Here is a 19049-nt window from a genome sequence, read left to right on the forward strand (position 1 = left end):
TCCAATTATTTATTTACTTTTGCAAACGACTTACAAAATAATGCTTTTATTTTGATTTGTGAAAATTATTAGAGTCTCAATCTTGACGAATTTTGTGGATGAAGCCATTTTATAAACAGGTTATAAAGTTTTTTGCCTTTTTGCTGGTAACAGTTTTTTTGTTCTGGCTGGTGTATCGAGATCAAAATTTCGATGACTTGATGAAGGTTTTGCGTGATGATGTCGACTATACGTGGATATGGGTAGCGATTGTTTTCGGTTTACTTAGCCACGTGAGTCGTTCTCTGCGTTGGCAGATGTTGACGAAATCTATGGGATACCGGATTTCTTTCATGAATAGTTTCATGGGGGTGATGATTGGTTATTTTGCTAATATGGCGATTCCCCGGATGGGTGAGTTTACCCGTTGTGGAGTGGTGAGTAAATATGAGAACGTGCCATTCTCGAAGTTATTGGGAACGGTTGTTACCGAGCGGGTATTTGACATGATTATGTTGCTGTTGCTTACTTTGGTTGTTGTTGTTTCGCAATTTAAACAGGTCGGGATATTCCTGGATAATAATGAAGAGATTAAACAAAAGTTATACACGATGTTTCATTCCCCATGGACTTACGTGGTGTTGGGAGTATTGATCGTGGGGGTGGCAGGTTTCTTCTGGTTTGTACGGAAAGGTACTTTCTTCACCCGGTTACATCATTTTTTATCGGGAATGAAAGAAGGTTTATTGACCGTGAAGGACGTGAAACATAAGTGGTTATTTATCGGTCATACGATTTTTATCTGGCTGATGTATTTTCTGATGCTATACGTTTGTTTCTTTTGTTTCCAGTTCACCTCTCACTTGGGACCGATGGTTGGTTTGACCGTGTTTGTTCTTTCCAGTTACGGGATGGTGGCTCCGGTACAAGGTGGCGTGGGTGCGTGGCATTTCATGGTGATTGCAGCCTTGATGATTTATTTACCGCATACGGAAGAAATTGCCAGCCTGTCTAAGACATTTGCTTTGTTGACTCACGGCACGATGACATTGTTGTATATCGTGGTAGGCGTGTTGTGTTTGTTATTCTTGCCAATATATAATCGGAAGTAAATTTCATGTTTATGGATATTGTTGAAAAATATTTTACCGGGTTAAGTGAGAGACAATTGGAACAGTTCCAACAATTGGAGGGGCTTTACCGGGAATGGAATGAAAAGATCAATGTGATTTCGAGGAAAGATATAGACCTAAAATCCGCAACTATCATCCAATACACGATTAAGGGTAGATTTATGAGTCGTTAGTAGTAGCTTTCAGTAAAAAGCAACAGCACAACATCAATATGTAGCCAACATCCCCTTACCCCACGATGCGACTTGAGGTAATACGCAGATTCTAACCGGAAAGAAAGGATTCTTATCCGAATTCTGTTTTGAAGGGTTTTGCATAAGCGCGGTTCTCTGTGTAGATATTCAGCACGTATTGCCTTGCAGTCATGATCCACTTGGCAGGTACGGAGATGAATCTGAAGACAAAAGCCTTTATGCGACTCGTTTTCTTGAGCCCAAAAGCCTTGGTGTCAAGCCTGCTCATGATGGTCTTGTAGAAATTGTGTATCAATGCAGTAAGCAGAAGAAAGACAGTATTCTCCGCCATGAATGACTTGGGGAGCCTGCTCCAACCGAATCCGTTGTTCATGTCGTCAAAGATACGTTCCTTGCCGCCACGCAGATTGTAGAATTCAACAATGTCCCTTGTCGATGACTTGTAATCGTTGGTCAGAATACAACGGTAAGTGTATTCGCCTTCCCACAGGTCAAGGTCGCCACTGTTGCGTCTTTGTCTCTGGATGACAAGACGATAGCACTTGCCTTCCCATTTCTCAACGAGAATGGAATTGAGTTCGAACTGGATGCCGTTAATCTCCTCCGTCTTCCATCCTCTCAGAGCAAAGATGTCATTGTAGAGCGAACTGCATCGGTTGGCACGGATGTAGAAATGTTTGCAATGCTTCTCTATCTCACTGACGATTTCCTTCGAGCAGGAACCGCAGTCTGCCCTGAAGCGATTTACACGGATGTTCTGGGATTCCAGAAGAGCGAAGAATCTCTTATGGGTGTCTGCCTGATGAAAACGCACATTCGTGTTGCCATCGCTGTTCTCGATATAGACTATCTTGTCACCGATAACATATACGCCAGGCCTGTAGCCGAGGAACTTTTTGTAGGTCGGTTTTGCATCATACTTCTCCGTTTCAAGAAACTGATGGTCAAAGTCAACATCGTATTCCTCAATTTCCTTCAACTCGCCTGTAGAAACCAAAGCGTTTATAAGCAATGTGTTGAGTTTGTCTGCAGTATTGAAATCATAGGTCTTGCCTTGGTCGGAAGTATAGGAGATGTTTTCCTTTGTCAGTTCCTTGATGGCTCTGAGGATGGTATCAGAGCTGCATGTACGAAGGGTAGGATGATACGAGAGATGGCGCATCAGTTGTGACGTTACGTCTTCCACGCATGAGCCGCCACAGAAATAAACGCTCATCAGCGAACGGACTATCTCGCTGAACTGATATCCGATGATACTGCGGCATCTCTGACCCAGTGTTGAGTCGATAACGGGTGAAAGCATGGAGTCAAATTTCTCCATGATTGAAAAAATTCCTCCAAAAGGTGTGAGTTTCTCAGATTTTATTTGTACCTTTGCCATGCCTTGTTACGATTTTCGCTTGTTTTCTAATTGCAACATACTACTGGTGCGATAAAATCGCATTAGTTTTAAATATCATCAAATAACGAGAGTTCTTTGACATTTTGGTTTGAAATGATTGATGAGTCTAGCTTGGTTATCAACGACCGCAGGTCAGTCCTTTCCAACGCGGATATTCTAATCAGGGTAGCCACCTCGGTGATTGAATAAGGGCTGTTGCTGGCAACCTTTATTCTTACTACTGTCAGATACGATATGATGGCAGCCCAAAGATGGATTTTGACAGCATTTTCCGAATATCCCCACAGAGTTTTTACGGTAATGTTCTGTTTAATCCACTTGAAGAATACCTCTATATCCCATCGATGGCGGTACAAGTTGGATATTTCCAAGGCACTGACTTCAAAGTTATTGGATATAAAGTCCACAATAGTATCATTATCAGGGTCATAAACGCGGACAAATCTCATGGCTTCGGGATACAGCTTGCTTGAGTTATACCCCGTTACCCTTATACGGGAGTCTTCCAGTACGCCAGACTTGACATCGGAAATATCCATCTGCTCGACAGTCTCGAATTTCATGTTCTCTTTTGGACGTGATACCCAAAATGCCTGAGCCTGATGAAATCTGAAAAGTGCTTTAAAGTCAACATAGGCCTTATCCATCACGTAGAAAGCATAAGGCTCCGGTGCCAGTGCATCAAGCTCGTTGCTGTCATGCCACTTGCCGTCCGTGATATGGATATTGGCAGGTATGCTGCCTCTCAAATCCAACAGGGCGTGCATCTTGACAGCTCCTTTGCTGTATTTCCCCAAAGCCCACGTTGCAAGCCTTATACTGGTTGATATGGTCGTGGAATCAAGCGCATATATCACGTTATCAATGGTAATTTGAGACAGTTGGATATTTGAGAACATCGGTCTGACCGTGGCAATCAAATAAAGGCCCAGCCCCTCAAAAATGCGATAATCCCTGCTTTCGTTTGCACGAGACAATGAGGTATGGTTCACGGCCTTACGAAAACCGAGATGATAAAGCATCTTGTTATGGGCTTCGAGGCATAGACAAATATCCCTCAGAGAATCACATCCTGTCAACTGTCCGAAAAGCAGATGAAGGAGGTGATTGTAACTGCTGAGATTTTTGGTATGCCAATCTCCTTTATATTGCTTTACGAGTTTATCAAACTGATAACGCGGTATATACTCGACAACTTGGGAAAATACAAACTTGCCTTGATTCATAATCCTGATGTGTTGAAACTACAGGACTAATAAATCATTTTCAAATCAAAAAATCAATGAACGCTTATATTTGACTAAAAATTAATCGTTTAACTACAGTGGTGTGGTTTTTATCGCACCACTAATAATTGCAACACTAAGATAAGTGAAAAATCTGACACAGCAAAATCCTGGGCAACTTTTTGTTGCTCAGGAACTTATAAATTAATTTAAATCAAAGTGTTGCGGAATTAAGGATAGATGCTTTGAACGTGCATCATGTTTTACATTCTTTGGCGATAGCAAAGGTGATTTCTTTCAAAGCGGGGACAAAAGTGTTGGATGTCGGAACGGGAGGAGGTTTTCCCGGAATTCCGTTGGCTATTATGTTTCCTGAGGTAGATTTTTTCCTGGTAGATTCTATCGGGAAGAAAATTAAAGTGGTAGAGGGCGTTGCAGGAGCTTTAGGCTTAAAAAATGTGATAGCAAGGCAATTGAGAGTAGAGACGATGAAAGAAAAATTTGATTTCATCGTGAGTCGTGCCGTGACGGCTTTTCCGGCTTTTGTAGCCTTGACCAGAAAGCGTATTCGAGAGAATAGTTTCAACGATTTGTCCAATGGGATTTTGTATCTGAAGGGAGGGGATTTTGAAGAAGAGATTCGGGATTTCAAGGATAAAATTTCTGTTTATAATATTCCTGATTTTTTTGAGGAAGAGTTTTTCGAAACGAAGAAATTAATTTATATGAAATTCCTCAAATAATTTTCTATTAACGATTTGGGAATAAGAAGAATTCTTCTTAAATTTGTCGCAGTTTACATTTCCACCTGGTTCATGCCGGGTGATTTTACTTACGTAATGAGAATTATCCAAATATAACGTGACTATATGTACGATATTTTAGAACTGAATGAAAAGTTACTTTCAGATTTGCGTCAAATTGCAAAAGAACTGAATGTTAAAAGGATTGAATCCTTTAAAAAGAAAGAATTAATATACAAAATTTTAGATCAGCAAGCCATGATTGCTACCGAGGAAACAGCTCCCGTTGAACCGAAGGAGAAGAAACCTCGCGTGAGAGTGATAAGGGGAGGTGCTGAAAAAGTGGGAGATTCCAAAGGTGGATTGGCTAAATTTAATCGGAATAAAGATAAGAAGGCCGATGCGAAACAGGAGAAAACCCAAAATGAAACTGTCAAAGAGGCTCCCGAAAAGAAAGATGCAGTTTTACCCGTAGAGGAAGTGCAGCCGATCAATGTCGTGCATAGTGATATTTTGGATAAGGATCTGGTTTTCAGTCGTACGGAAAACGGTATTGTTGTAGAGAAAAAAGGAGAGGTTGTTGCAGAACCACAGGAAACGGAAGTAAAGAATGAAACTTCAGAGGCTCCTAAACGTGAGCAAGCCGGACAAAAGCAAGACCGTAAGTTTTTTGATAAGCGTAATCGGAAACAAACCAATCGAGAAGAGGTGAAAAGTGAAGAAGGTAAAGAAGAGGTGAAAGAGGAGAAGGCGGTTGAAGAGGTTGTTAAAGAGGAACAGGTGGCAGAAAGACCCAGCCGTCCGAAGTTTGTAAAACGGAATAGACGTGTTGAGAGAGATGAAGAAACCATTCGTCAAGATGTGGAAGAGAATGATTTTGAAGATGTCGAAAATGAATCTGGCGTTAAGGAAGAGGCTGAAAATGAAAATTATGAAAGCGTTCCTGCTGAGTTTGAAGAAAAAAGAGAAAGTCAAAACAAGATGCGTTTTGACAAACGCGATAAATATTACGAGTTCGAAGGAATTATTTTAAACTCGGGTGTGTTGGAAATCATGCCTGACGGGTATGGATTCCTTAGATCTTCTGATTATAATTACTTGAATTCTCCGGATGATATTTACGTGTCTCAAAGTCAGATTAAGTTATTTGGTTTGTCAACGGGTGACACGGTGGAAGGAACCGTGCGTCCCCCGAAAGAAGGAGAGAAGTATTTCCCGTTGATTAAAGTATCGAAAATTAACGGGAAGTCTCCGGAAGCGGTGCGTGACCGAATCCCGTTTGATCACTTGACCCCGCTTTTCCCGAATGAAAAATTCAATCTTACCGGAAGTGGGCGGGCTACGATTTCTACTCGTGTGGTGGATATGTTTGCCCCGATCGGTAAAGGACAGCGCGGTTTGATCGTGGCTCAGCCGAAAACGGGTAAGACGATGTTGCTAAAAGAAATTGCTAATGCAATTTCAGCCAATCATCCTGAAGTGTATTTGATTATCCTGTTGATTGACGAGCGTCCGGAAGAGGTAACCGATATGGCTCGTAGCGTGAATGCGGAGGTGATTGCCTCTACTTTCGACGAGCCGGCAGAGCGTCACGTGAAGGTGGCCAATATCGTGTTGGAAAAAGCTAAGCGTATGGTAGAATGTGGGCATGACGTGGTGATCCTGTTGGATTCAATTACTCGTCTGGCTCGTGCTTATAACACGGTATCTCCTGCATCCGGAAAGGTGCTTTCCGGTGGTGTGGATGCAAATGCATTACACAAACCGAAACGGTTCTTTGGTGCAGCCCGTAATATCGAAAATGGTGGTTCGTTGACGATTCTGGCAACCGCGTTGACTGAGACCGGTTCAAAAATGGACGACGTGATTTTCGAGGAATTCAAGGGTACTGGAAATATGGAGTTGCAGTTGGATCGCAAGTTGTCCAACCGTCGTATTTACCCGGCTGTGGATATTACGGCATCAAGTACGCGTCGTGATGACTTGTTGTTGGAGGACTACACGTTGAACCGTATCTGGATTTTGCGTAACTATTTGACGGATATGAATTCTGTTGAGGCAATGCAATTCGTGAAGGATCGTTTGGAAAAGACGAAATCTAACGAGGAATTCTTGATCTCGATGAATGATAAATAGTTTTATAAGTTTTATAATATGGAAAAGCGGGTTCATAATGGACTCGCTTTTTTGATGCCTCAAATATAGAATCATTTTAAGTACGTGCTTATATCGCAATGCTGTAGCGGGTTATGTGTGAATGAACGTTCATTTGGGGTGTATGAAATGTATGTTTTGCAACATGTAGATTACAAAACCATGCTTTTTTTATTACCTTTGCATTGCAAAGAATAAAAAATGGAGAGTTTACGTAACACGCATAAGATCCTGATGAAAGAAAGGACGTCGGCTATCCGTCGCGGTTTATTGGATACGATAGATTCTCGTGCCCGGTTGATTGCGATAAAGGGAAGTCGTGGTGTGGGAAAGACCAATTTCCTACTAGACTTTTGCAAGGATCATTACAAGGACGATCCTTCTTGTCTTTACGTGAACATCAATAACTTGTTCTTTGCGATGGAAGGATTGTTTAATTTCGTGGAACGTTTCTACAAGCTGGGAGGGAAAGTATTGTTATTGGATCAGATCCATAAGTATCCAAACTGGGACCGGGAATTGCGGGAGGCTTACGATCGTTTCCCTGATTTGCAGATCGTTTTCACCGCATCTTCTATTTTACGGGTCAAATCCAACAAATATTTGCATGGAATCGTGGAGATGTACAACCTGAGCGGTTTGTCGTTTCGGGAGTTTTTGGAGTTAGAAACGGGATATAAGTTTTCCGTTTATTCTTTTGAGGAAATCGTGGAACATCACGAGGAAATCGTGAACGATATTCTTGAAAAGGTGCGTCCGTTAGCTTTTTTTAATAACTATTTGAAATATGGTTATTATCCTATATATTTGGAGGAGAAATCACATATTGATTATTTGCTGAAAAACATCAACTTAACATTGGAGTTTGATATTCCGTACAATAATCAAATCGAGCTGAAGTACTTGACAAAATTGAAACAATTACTTTTTATCGTGGCAAATGGTAATAGTAATATTAATATCAGTAAGCTGAGTGCGCAGATCGGTGTTTCTCGTGCAACGGTGTTAAATTACCTGCATTACATGAAGAATGCTCGGTTGTTGACTTTGTTGTTTGATCGGGAAAGTGATGATGAGAACGGGCTAAAACCGAATCAAGTATTTTTGCATAATCCCAATTTGCTGAATGCGGTTTGTTTGGATCAGACGGATTCATTGATGATTCGGAAAACATTTTTAATTAGTCAATTATGTGCCGTGGCAAGATTGAATTTTTCGGGAAATGAAGATTTATTCGTGAACCAGAAATACGAGATTTCTGTACGGCAACAAGGAGATAAAGGGCGAGTCCGGGATTCAGTAATTCTGATGACCGATATGATCGAACGAGGTAAAAAGAATGTTATACCCTTGTGGCTTGCCGGTTTTGTGTATTGAGAGAAGTAAAAATCTTAAATAGAGTGATCAACTATTGTTAGTTAATGTTTAAAAAAATGGCAAAAGAAAAGAAATTTATCACATGTGATGGTAACGCGGCCGCTGCTCATGTAGCTTATATGTTCAGCGAGGTATCGTGTATCTATCCTATTACTCCGTCGTCTCCGATGGCAGAGTATGTAGACGAATGGGCTGCTAAAGGTAGAAAGAACCTGTTCGGGGAGACAGTAAGAGTGATGGAAATGCAATCAGAGGCAGGTGCTGCCGGAGCTGTTCACGGTTCTTTACAAGCTGGTGCGTTAACCACGACTTATACGGCCTCTCAGGGATTATTATTAATGATTCCTAATATGTACAAGATTGCAGGTGAGTTACTTCCTTGTGTTTTCCACGTGAGTGCCCGTGCTTTGGCTGCTCATGCACTTTCTATTTTCGGTGATCATGCAGACGTTTACGCTGCTCGCCAAACTGGTTTTGCTATGTTGGCTTCCGGTTCTGTGCAAGAAGTAATGGACCTTTCTGCTGTATCACACTTGACGGCTATCAAGTCAAGAGTTCCTTTCGTTAATTTCTTTGACGGTTTCCGTACTTCTCACGAGATCCAGAAGATCGAAGAGTTAGATATGGAAGATATTCGTGGCTTAGTTGACATGAAGGCTTTGCAGGAGTTCCGTGACCGGGCTCAGAATTCTGAGAACCCTGTAACAAAGGGAACCGCTCAAAATCCGGACGTATATTTCCAGGGTAGAGAGGCTGCTAACAAATTCTATGATGCAGTACCTGACATCGTGGCTAATTACATGGATGAAATGTCCAAGATAACCGGTCGTACTTATCGTCCGTTTGTTTATTACGGGGCTAAAGATGCCGAGAATATCATTATCGCCATGGGGTCTGTGACCGAGACTATCCGTGAGGTGATCGATTACAAGCTTGCTAATGGCGAGAAAGTAGGTATGATGGCTGTTCATTTGTATCGTCCGTTCTCTGCTAAATATTTCATGGAGGCTGTTCCTGCTACTGTAAAACGTATTGCAGTGCTTGACCGTACGAAAGAGCCGGGTGCAAACGGAGATCCGTTGTATCTTGACGTGAAAGACGTGTTCTATGGTCAGAAGAATGCCCCGATGATTGTTGGCGGACGTTATGGATTAGGTTCTAAGGATGTAACTCCGGGACAAATCATTGCTGTTTACAAGAATTTGGCTATGAACGAGCCGAAAAACCAATTTACTGTTGGTATCGTGGATGATGTAACTTTCCGTTCTCTTCCTGTTGAACCAGAGGTGAAGGTGAATTCAGATCATATGTACGAGGCTAAATTCTACGGTTTAGGTTCTGATGGTACAGTAGGTGCCAATAAAAACTCTATCAAAATTATTGGTGGAGCTACCAATAAATATTGCCAGGCCTATTTCGCTTATGATTCAAAGAAATCAGGCGGTTTCACGGCTTCTCACCTTCGTTTCGGGGATGATCCTATCCGTTCTACCTATTTGGTGACTACTCCTGATTTCGTGGCTTGTCACGTGCCTGCATATATTCACATGTATGATGTGTTGAAAGGTTTGAAGAAAGGTGGTTCTTTCTTGTTAAACTCTCTTTGGGATGAGAAAGAGGTGGGAGAGCATCTTCCGAATGCGATGAAACGTTATTTGGCTGAAAACGAGATTAATTTCTATATTATCAACGGAACAAAGATCGGTCAGCAATTAGGTTTAGGTAATCGTACGAACACGATCATGCAGTCTGCATTCTTCAAAATCACTAACGTGATTCCTTACGAATTGGCTGTTAGCGAGATGAAAAAAGCTATCGACAAGTCATACGGAACGAAAGGAGAGGCTATCGTGAAGATGAACTATGCTGCTGTTGATGCAGGTGGTTTGGCTGAAAACGTGGTGAAAGTTACTGTTCCTGCTGAATGGGCAAACTTGAAAGACGAGAAATGCGCTCATGACGAGAACCGTCCGGAATTTATCCGTAACGTGGTTGACGTGATGAATGCTCAGAAAGGAGACGATCTTCCTGTTAGTGCATTTGCAGGACGTGAAGACGGAACTTTCCCTGCCGGAACTTCTAAGTTCGAAAAACGCGGAATCGCTATTAATGTTCCGGAATGGCAAGTGAATAATTGTATTCAATGTAATCAATGTGCTTACGTTTGTCCTCATGCTGCTATTCGTCCGTTCTTGATTTCTGACGCTGAATTGGCTGCTGCTCCTGCAGGAACAGAAACCAAACCGGCTATCGGTAAAGAACTTGCAGGATTGAAGTTTAAGATTCAAGTATCTCCGTTAGATTGTACGGGTTGTGGTAACTGTGCCGATGTTTGTCCGGCTAAGGAGAAAGCATTGATCATGAAGCCGCTTGAATCTCAAGAATCTGAAATCGCTCGTTTCGAATACATGGATAAGAAGGTTGGCTACAAGAAAGTAGTTGAGCCGAATAACGTGAAGAATTCTCAGTTCCAACAACCTTTGTTCGAGTTCTCCGGAGCTTGTGCCGGTTGTGGTGAGACTCCGTATATTAAGTTAATTACTCAATTGTTCGGAGAGAGAATGATGGTGGCTAATGCTACCGGATGTACCTCAATCTATGGAGGTTCTGCTCCTTCAACTCCGTATTGCAAAAATTATCAATCAGGACGTGGTGTAGCTTGGGCTAACTCATTGTTCGAGGATAATGCCGAGTATGGTCTTGGAATGGCAGAGGGTAATAACCGTTTGCGTGACCGTGCTAAGAGATTGTTGGAAGAGAACTTGTCAAGTTTCTCTGCCGAAACTCAGGCTGCTGTTAACGAATGGCTTGCTGCTTTCGAGGATGGAGAGAAGACTTTAGCCGTGAGCGACAATATGTCTGCTGCTTTAGCTAAAGAAAATTCAGCTATCGCTAAAGAGATTTTAGAATTGAAGGCTTACTTCACGAAGAAATCTCAATGGATCTTCGGTGGTGACGGATGGGCATACGACATCGGTTACGGTGGTTTGGATCATGTATTAGCAAGCGGTCACAACGTGAATGTATTAGTGGTTGATACCGAGGTGTATTCCAATACTGGAGGTCAATCTTCTAAATCAACCCCTGTTGGTGCCGTGGCTAAATTTGCTGCCAGCGGTAAACGTGTTCGCAAGAAGGATTTGGGTGCAATGGCAATGTCTTATGGTTATGTGTATGTTGCACAAGTTGCTATGGGATCTAACCAAGCTCAATACCTGAAAGCATTGAAAGAGGCAGAGGCTTATGATGGACCTTCATTGATCATCGCTTACGCTCCGTGTATTAACCACGGGTTGAAAGCAAGCATGGGTAAATCTCAGGCTGAAGAGAAGAAGGCTGTTGAATGTGGATACTGGCAATTGTACCGTTATAATCCTACTTTGGAGGAAGAGGGTAAGAATCCATTCCAGTTGGATTCTAAAGAACCGGATTATAGCAAATTCCGCGATTATCTGATGGGTGAGGTTCGTTTCAACTCCTTGTTGAAAGCTGCCCCGGAAGAAGCCGAGAAATTATTTGCTAAGACCCAGTCTGATGCTAAATGGCGTTATGAAGGTTACAAACGCCGTGCAGAAATGAAATATGGAGAGTAATGTCTCACGTTAATAATAGAAGAAGATCGCCCGGAATTATTTCCGGGCGATTTTTTTGTAGATTCCACTGGCAAGCCATAAACAAGACTCTTTTGTATTATCCGTGTCTTCATTTTACTGTATTCTGAAAAACGAAACAAAACGCACCCGCATATGATGAAATTACCTAAATACGGTTCAGTTGTTAATTTTAATTACTTCATTAGAGGCACGATAGATTGTAAATACACTATAAATAGTACTAATTCTTGATTTACTGAAAGTATTTTTGTATTGTATAAAATGAGAAGGAATAATGGATAATAATTAGGTATTTTTTTATAGATGACAATTACAGTTACTTATTTCAAGTAGAAATGATGATTGAGAGTGTTTTGATCATGCTGGGGTTGTTAGAAGTAAAATAAAACCTTTTTGTTTATCTCAATTTGATGAGTGTATATTAGACTATTTGTAGTTGGAAGGAATGATTAAGAAAATACATATATTGGGGATAATTTTGGCATCTGTTCTACTGGTGTCTTGTATCGAAGAGCGTTTGAGCGCAGATGATACAGAGAGTGCATCGGCCTATTTACAGGTGCGAGGGAACAGTTTGTTAAGTTCAACAGACCCGCTTGATAATGAGATTAAGAACCTTAGGATACTTGCGTTCAAGAAAAGCACGGGACAATGCGTAAGCAACAAATTGTATAGTGCAGAATTGAACGATGTGATCAATCACCCTATTGATGAGGGTGTATATGATTTCGTGTTTTTGGCGAATGAACCGAACTTGGTGAGTATTTTGGATGGTTTGAATGGGATTAATGACTACGCTGATCTTGGAAATATCACGTATCCCGAACAAGCTTTTAGATCTGATGTACCCGTTCCGATGTTTCAAGAATTAAAGAATGTAGAGGTTCTTCCTAACCGGGGTGGAGCGAGAGTTGATGGAGGGGAAATACAGAGTCTGATTGAATTGCAATTGGAACGGCTTGGTACTCGCGTAGATATTGTATTGGAAGGAGAAGAGGATTTAACGGATTATTTTAAAGGAATTACTTTTTATAATCTTCCGGAAGGGATCACGTTGATGTCAGCAAGTAATGCCTCGCTTGGTAGAAGTAAGAACCGGAGCTTTACATTGACAGACGATGCCGGCTATTTCACGAGTGTTTCTCCCAGCTTGGAACAACAATCTCGTGGTATCGTGTGGGTAAAGAAAATCACTCGGTTCATCTTACCGTTCAGTAATTTTTCACCTGAAGATGACGACAGCAAGGCTATTACATTAAAAGTTGATATGGAGAATCGGTATAGCCCTTCTTGTCACTTGAAAATACAGACCAAGGGAGTGGCTGGAGCCTCGAAGGATAACTACACTTTACCTTATAATTCTGCACTTTTACTTACCGGTACGATTAAGGCTCCTTTGAATCTTAATATCCAAGTAACACCCTGGGGAGAAGAGCAACATGACTGGCAAGTTCAGAATCGGTATTTGAATGTTTCTGACATAAACGTGAATATTACTGATTATAATGGAGCCCGGATTACATTTTCATCCAATATGCCCGTGGTAAAAGTGTTACCCAACGTGATTGTCGGGAGTGGGTCGCAGACCATGGAAACGGGTAAAGTATTTAATGATCTTGTGCTTGGAACAGGAGAGACTTCAACAAGTCGTTTCGCGTATACTTACGATGCGGTAAGTGGTAAAGGTTCCGGATACATGGATATTTTGTTAGACGAATATAACATGGATATGGCGACTTTTCAAACGAATCCTAATGGGCGTTCTACTGTATTCCGGCTTGTGTTGTCGGCGGAAGATGAGAATGGGGGAAATAGCTTGCAAAGAGAAATCACTGTAAATACAAGCCAGAATGGAATACATTTTGCGGCTAATCCGTGGGATGGGTATACATATATCGGTGCTTTCTTCCGGGAAAATGAAACAGGTGAACGAATTATTTCGATGCAGTTACCTAAACGAACGGACGGGGCTCTTGGATTCTGGAATGTGAAAGTTGATAATTCATATAAAGGTCAAGTTATCTTGAGTACGACACCGAGTTTTGATCCTTATGCCGGGACGGATAATCCGGGAAGACCGGAGTTATACCCTGTGCGTCCGAATGAATATAAAACGGAAGAATTGGTTAGTGATGGAACCGAAATAAAAGGTAAAGGCCGAATTTATTTCCGTGTAGCTTGGCGGGAGGCGAATAATAATTCAGGAAATACAGGAGAGAAAACGCCTAAGTATGCCACGCTTACAGTAACTTATGCTACTGCCAATTGGGAGGTTTCGTATAAACTTTATTTACGACAAGGAGAGGCTGACGACTATATTATGAATAAAGGAACATCAATTGCCAGCGGACCTTTGAGTGGCGTGCAGCGGAGTTATGCCAGAAAAGTTTCTCCATTTAACTTGATAGATCCGAAAATGAAAAATAAGGATCAGAATTATGTCGAATTATATGAGCAAACGGATAAAAAAGGAGCGGAATTTGTTGATTATCCGACTCAGGCCGGAACTTTCTATCAATGGGGGGTAAACAAGGCAGATAATACTTTTCTTGCTTACTTTCGTCGGGCTTATCATCCGGCCCAGCCATTTAACGGGACTTCTCCCACGGGATACTGGGCGAGTGATCAAGCTATAAATAAAATTCCGATATGGGCATCTTCGGGAGCGGGAGCGACGACAGACTACGAGTATGGGTATGGAAATGAATTTGAGATCTGTCCTCCGGGGTATCATCGACCAACGGACGGGTACACGAATCAAATTTCGTACAACGGGCCTTATCCGAATTATAAATGGAATGGTGTTTATGTTGATATTGATGGTAATCAGGTGAGTCAGACAAATAGTTCTGGTAATATCGCTTTTTCTGAATGGAGGCAATCTCTATGGAAAAATCCTTGGCAGGGGGAAACTGTTCCGGGAAACGAGCAAGTTAAAGTTGGGGCTGGAACTTCTCTGGTGAAAACAGCTGTTAGAGAAAGAACCTCACCTGCTTACCAAGCAAATACAGATATTTTCTTGTTGTTCGGGTTATATGCCGATGGCTACTTTGACCGGCGACCGAAAAAGATTCAGTCATCGACGACGAGTTCTGTTCAGGTTGGAGTTTCTGTAAATAGTCCTAGTGTGGCTTATCGAGGAACAATAGTTTATAATCCGGAGACGAATGCCTCCGTCTTTTTCCCTGCTTCCGGGCGGAGAAAGAATACGGCAGGGCAATTGGAGTATGCAGGAGAAGCTGCGTATTATTGGAGTTCTTCGACGGCACCTAAAACTCCAACTTGGGATGGAATCATTGTCCGGTCTGTTTGGGCAGTTGAAATTGGCAGTTGGAATCCTGGCCATTTACATACGCTACCGGAATTTGGTCATTCTATCCGTTGTGTAAAAGATGAAATAAGCTCAAATTAATAAGAGATGTATAAGTATAGATATATATTAGTTTTATTCACGCTGCTGTTATCCTTCTCGACTTGTTCAATACGGGAAGAGGAGAGAGGTGGGCCTGTGGTCACGGAAGAAAAGATCAGGTTTGAGCTTTTCACCCGGATTGGGGCCTACGGGCTGCCTGTTTCCCGGGCCGGGGCGGATGAAACTAATGTAGACCAACGACCTTGGGTACTTGTTTTTCGAGGAACCAATGGGGATGCTGAATTTGTGGAGGCAGTTCAGGCTGATGAGCTTAACGGTAAAACTTACGTTTACCTGACGGAACAAACCGTGGCTTGTCGGTTATTGATACTGGCGAATCAGTCAAGTGGTTTCTATGTGGGAAACACGTTATATGCATTTACCGCGGAGAATTTTAATACTTGTCTGAAAAATAAGACACTTACTTATGCAAGTGAGAACTTGCTTACGGCAGCATTGACCGATCCGCAAACGACGGTGCCTTATGTCGGACAAAAATTGCCTATGAGCGATTTGGTTGATGTGACTAAGATCGATGCCAGCGTGACAATACCCCAAGTACAATTGAAACGTGTTGTCGGGAAAATCATTGTACGGAACACAGACCCGGATTTTGTATTGGAGGGAATTACAACGGTGACAAATGTTGCTAAAGAGTCAAGATTATATAATTTAAATGGAACCTTGAAACAAAGTATTGGAGCTGGAAATTTAGTGGAATATAGAGTAGATAATCTGTATAGTTCAAATATTGCGAATGCAGAAACGATCGTTGTGGGTGAGCAAACGACAGGGAATAATCCCCTTTATGTTTACGAGACACATACATTGTCAAATAATACCTATCTTATTATTCGGGGACGTTATATGAACGATCCGTTCTTTTACAAAATGGCTCTTGTGGATGATCACCTGGATATGTTGAATCTTCAGCGTAACACGGAATACATTTTCACGATTACTTCTGTTAAAGGGATGGGATACGGTACAATTGCAGATGTAAAAGCTTCGTTGGCATCTAATACCAATCTGAATTATACTATTTTGGTACAGGATCAAGCGGGTTACGAGATCATGAGTAATAACGAGTATTATCTAGGGGTGACCAATTCTCATTTCGAGATTTACGCCTCTGCGGGTACAAGTGACACCTATACCGCTTTTACCATGATAACGGATTGTAAAACAGAATTCCCGGATAAAAGGACTATAACCTCGCTTACGAGTGGACTGGAGATTGTTTCTCCTGCTAATGGTAGGATCCCGGTTTCAACAGATTCTCCTTACGAGGTGAAAATAAAGATGCTGGCCGGTTTCACCTCGGGAGAGATCGAACTATATCTTGGTAATCTGAGAAAAGTAATAACGGTCAGAAGGAACGATATGCTATCCGGTGTGGCGAGAGTAATTAACCAGTTTATTGATAACGGGTATTATGTTTCCGCCCAAGTGGAAGATTACGCGAGTCATACTTGGCTGAAATTATCTCCCGGGGAAGGAGGGGTACGTAATGATCCGGATTACATATACGTGGATGATGGAAAGATCAACTTGAATGTAGAGAGGAATGGATCTGGCAAGAGAGTGGGAGTTGTATATGTTGCGGTAGGTAAAGGTTCAACTCAAAGAATAAAAGTTTATATAACTCAAGCGGTAATAGCCTCTTGATGTGAATCAACTATAAAATGAAACTATGAAGAAACTACGATTGATATTTATTTTTTTACTTGCTTGTTGTGCCATTTCCGAAATGCAGGCACAGAAAGTTGCGGTAAAAAGTAACCTGCTATATGATGCAACAGCTACTTTTAATCTTGGGGTGGAACTCGGCTTGGCTCGGAAGTGGACGCTTGATATTCCCGTGAACATGAATCCTTGGAAATTTAGCGATGGTATGCGGTTACGGCACTGGGGAATACAGCCTGAAGTTCGTTACTGGTTCTGCGAGCGTTTCAGGCGTACTTTTATCGGGTTACATGCTCATTATGCAGATTTTAATGTAGGTAGTTTACCCCATTGGTCTTTCATAAGCGAGAATATGCAACAGAACCGTTACGAGGGACATCTTTATGGTGCCGGGATTTCTATCGGTCATGCTTGGATATTAAAAAGACGTTGGGGTATAGAGGCTACTCTCGGGCTAGGATATGCCCGGATCGTTTATGACAAGTATCCTTGTGCGGTATGTGGTACCCGGCTAAAATCCGGTAATCGTGATTATTTCGGCCCCACGAAAGTTGGTATATCATTAATCTATTTAATCAAGTAAAGTATGAGAATCATGTTACGATATATGGCTTGCGTGTTGATGGTCCTTTTATTGGGAACATTAACTTCGATGGCCCAGTCAAGACCCTCTTATGTGGGAACAATAAGTGTAAAACCGGTGCGGGTGTTACAAGCGGGTGAAATGCTTTACGTGGAGATGGATATTATCTTGGATCAGGTTAAAGTGAAGTCTGCCGGAGCCGTTGATATTATTCCTTGCTTAGTGGCGTCTTCCGACACGCTGGAACTCCCGAAAGTTTCGCTTAAAGGACGTAACGAGTATGCAACTTACGAGCGAATACTTGCTTTGATGAGTAACTCGGAACGTTCGGATCGTGCAATACCTTATCTGGTTGAGAGAAACGTGAAACCTGAAAGCCGGACGATTCAGTATAGACATACCGTGCCTTACGAGCCTTGGATGGCCAAAGCGTACTTGGATGTCCAAAAGGATGAGTGCGGTTGCGGGGAAATTGCTTGGATGGAAGTGGAAACTGTCGATTCCGTGAGATTGGATTTCATTCCGGAACCTTATCGGGTGATCCCCCACATGGCTTACGTGCAACCCGTGCCTGAACCCGTTAAGAACCGGGAGAAACAGGTGGAGGCTTTTCTGGATTTCGAGGTGAATCAGACTTATATTCAACCGGAATACATGAATAATCCCGTGGAATTGGCGAAGATTCGGGCAATGATTGATGAATTACGTGTCGATCAAGATATAACGATTAATCGCTTGGATCTTATTGGTTATGCCTCTCCCGAGGGGTCTCTGGCTGGTAATAAACGGTTGTCGGAAGGAAGGGCTTTGGCATTGAAGAACTATTTGTCAAGACGCTACACTTTTGCACCTTCCCTTTATCATGTCGTTTTCGGGGGTGAAAACTGGGAAGGATTGCGTAAGGCATTGACGAATCTTGACGAACCTTATAAAGTAGCGGTAGAATCGATTATTGATGATTACGATGGGCAGGAACGGAAAGATCGTTTGATGAGATTGCAGGGAGGTGCGCCTTATCGTTATTTGCTTAGAAACGTTTATCCCAAATTGCGTGTCGCTATTTGTAAGGTGGAGTATCACGTTAAGAATTTCAACGTGGAGGAGGCCAAAGAGATTATGAAAGTGCGGCCGCAAAATTTGAGTCTTAACGAGATGTACTTGGTGGCAAATACTTATCCGAATGGCTCGAAAGAGTTTATCAACGTATTCGAGACAGCCGTGAGATTATTCCCTGAGGATGACATTGCCAAGCTTAATGCGGCGGTGGCAGCTCTTTCTCGCCGGGATATTGAAACGGCAGAACGATATTTGGATCAGGTAAAACACCGGGAGTTACCGGAATATGCCAATGCGGCGGGAGTGTTAGCTTTGCTTAAGGACGATTACGAGTCTACCCGGAAGTATTTGCAGATAGCGGTGGATGCAGGACTGGAGGTTGCCGGGAAGAATCTGGAAGAACTTGAAAAAAGAGAACAAACCGATCTTGAAATAAAGTCAAGAAAAAAATAATGAATAACGAAATTATCAATCATTGAATTGAGAAAAC

The 19049-nt window shown here is 42.0% G+C and carries 11 protein-coding genes and 1 pseudogene; 10 read left to right on the forward strand and 2 right to left on the reverse strand.

The annotated features are described in order from the left end of the window. Nucleotides 1-140 precede the first annotated feature (140 nt). Entirely contained in the window at nucleotides 141-1091 is a 951-nt protein-coding gene (locus F1644_RS18410; RefSeq protein ID WP_229782504.1) for a lysylphosphatidylglycerol synthase transmembrane domain-containing protein, read from the forward strand. An 11-nt stretch (nucleotides 1092-1102) separates the two neighbouring features. After that, nucleotides 1103-1228 (forward strand): annotated as a pseudogene (locus F1644_RS18415) (16S rRNA (guanine(527)-N(7))-methyltransferase RsmG); the annotation flags it as partial. 169 nt (nucleotides 1229-1397) lie between these two features. Here the strand turns inward: F1644_RS18415 and F1644_RS18420 are convergent. After that, a complete protein-coding gene (locus F1644_RS18420; protein ID WP_008766692.1) occupies nucleotides 1398-2687 on the reverse strand; it encodes an IS1380-like element IS612 family transposase in 1290 nt (429 codons plus the stop codon). Between the two features lie 68 nt (nucleotides 2688-2755). Continuing rightward, nucleotides 2756-3934, reverse strand: a complete 1179-nt coding sequence (locus F1644_RS18425; RefSeq protein WP_168044627.1) for an IS4 family transposase — start codon at nucleotides 3932-3934, stop codon at nucleotides 2756-2758. A 245-nt stretch (nucleotides 3935-4179) separates the two neighbouring features. Here F1644_RS18425 and rsmG point away from each other — a divergent pair, with 245 nt between their 5' ends. From rsmG to F1644_RS18465, 8 genes are all read left to right on the forward strand, one after another. Further along, a complete protein-coding gene (gene rsmG, locus F1644_RS18430) occupies nucleotides 4180-4677 on the forward strand; it encodes a 16S rRNA (guanine(527)-N(7))-methyltransferase RsmG (protein ID WP_209279546.1) in 498 nt (165 codons plus the stop codon). Between the two features lie 126 nt (nucleotides 4678-4803). Next, nucleotides 4804-6813 carry a transcription termination factor Rho gene (gene rho / locus F1644_RS18435; RefSeq protein ID WP_118305754.1) on the forward strand — a complete coding sequence of 670 codons (2010 nt, stop codon included), beginning with the start codon at nucleotides 4804-4806 and terminating at the stop codon, nucleotides 6811-6813. Nucleotides 6814-7032: 219 nt separating this feature from the next. After that, nucleotides 7033-8208 carry an AAA family ATPase gene (locus F1644_RS18440; RefSeq protein ID WP_087421673.1) on the forward strand — a complete coding sequence of 392 codons (1176 nt, stop codon included), beginning with the start codon at nucleotides 7033-7035 and terminating at the stop codon, nucleotides 8206-8208. A 56-nt stretch (nucleotides 8209-8264) separates the two neighbouring features. Beyond that, nucleotides 8265-11801, forward strand: a complete 3537-nt coding sequence (nifJ, locus tag F1644_RS18445) for a pyruvate:ferredoxin (flavodoxin) oxidoreductase (RefSeq protein WP_168044452.1) — start codon at nucleotides 8265-8267, stop codon at nucleotides 11799-11801. Between the two features lie 466 nt (nucleotides 11802-12267). Further along, the gene (locus tag F1644_RS18450) at nucleotides 12268-15234 is read left to right on the forward strand and encodes a hypothetical protein (protein WP_168044451.1); all 2967 of its coding nucleotides are present in this window, start codon (nucleotides 12268-12270) and stop codon (nucleotides 15232-15234) included. A gap of 6 nt (nucleotides 15235-15240) precedes the next feature. Further along, complete coding sequence (locus tag F1644_RS18455) at nucleotides 15241-16902, forward strand: hypothetical protein (RefSeq protein ID WP_168044449.1); 1662 nt, start codon at nucleotides 15241-15243, stop codon at nucleotides 16900-16902. Between the two features lie 25 nt (nucleotides 16903-16927). Next, on the forward strand, nucleotides 16928-17503 hold the full coding sequence (locus tag F1644_RS18460) for a DUF3575 domain-containing protein (RefSeq protein WP_168044447.1): 576 nt from the start codon (nucleotides 16928-16930) through the stop codon (nucleotides 17501-17503). Between the two features lie 3 nt (nucleotides 17504-17506). After that, nucleotides 17507-19012 (forward strand): DUF3868 domain-containing protein, encoded by a 1506-nt coding sequence (locus F1644_RS18465; protein ID WP_168044445.1) that lies wholly within the window; start codon nucleotides 17507-17509, stop codon nucleotides 19010-19012. The last annotated feature ends 37 nt before the right edge of the window (nucleotides 19013-19049 follow it).

The organism is Butyricimonas paravirosa (assembly GCF_032878955.1).
Taxonomy (GTDB): Bacteria; Bacteroidota; Bacteroidia; order Bacteroidales; family Marinifilaceae; genus Butyricimonas; species Butyricimonas paravirosa.